Source organism: Candidatus Thiosymbion oneisti (assembly GCF_900092655.1).
Taxonomy (GTDB): domain Bacteria; phylum Pseudomonadota; class Gammaproteobacteria; order Chromatiales; family Chromatiaceae; genus Thiosymbion; species Thiosymbion oneisti.
Window position 1 is genome coordinate 1 of the sequence record NZ_FLUY01001696.1, and the last position, 767, is coordinate 767.

The 767-nt window shown below is 62.3% G+C and carries 1 protein-coding gene; it reads right to left on the minus strand.

Annotated features, from left to right (window positions below; genetic code table 11):
- Positions 1-767: type VI secretion system tip protein TssI/VgrG (tssI, locus tag BQ17_RS17885; RefSeq protein WP_141699356.1), on the minus strand; the 767-nt coding region annotated here is incomplete at both ends.

Genomic DNA, 767 nt, shown 5'->3' on the forward strand with positions numbered 1-767 from the left:
AAGACCGGGCCGGTGTTGGGCGCGCCGCCCATCGTGCTGGAAGAACCGAAGGCGTCGGATTGCAATTTGTACTCGGCGGAGAGGAGCAGGTATTCCCGGTTCTGGTCGTCGCGGGGGTAGTCGGTCAATTCAAACAGCGCCCCGGTGGCTAAGCCACGGGCATTGCCGGCACCCTGTAGGGTCTCGTAGTCCACATGGAGTTCTTCGATGCGCGCCCGTACCCAGTCGTCGCCCTGGTTGCGCTTCAGGTATCCCCCCGGATAGTCGTAGACCTCCAGATCCGCGCGGGCGTGTTCATGCGGGTGATGCCCGATGGTTAGCAGCTCCTTGCGTGGGGCCGTGTAGTCGAAATCGGTGTGGGCAAAAACGCCCGACTGGACCGCTCCGGCCACGGACCAATCATCAATGTGATCCCGCTCCCGCAGTGCGGTTTCGTCGGGGGGGTAGTAGGGGATGGTTTCGTAGCCGGCAATCGGGAGGTGGGCACCGTTGTCGTCGGCCAGGACCAGGGTGTGTTTGCCGTCCGTGTGCCGGAAGAAGTAGTGGATGCCTTCCTGTTCCAGCAAGCGGCTGATGAATGCGAAATCGGTCTCCCGGTACTGGACGCAGTAGTCCTGGCGGTGATGCGGCTCGACCAGGAATTCCTGGAAGTCGATGTAGCCGTGCTCGCGGAAGATTTCCTTGATGATCTCCGGCACCGTCCGGTCCTGGAAGATGCGACAGTCGGTGGTGCGGGAGAGCAACCAGAACCAGGGGACCAGGGTGGC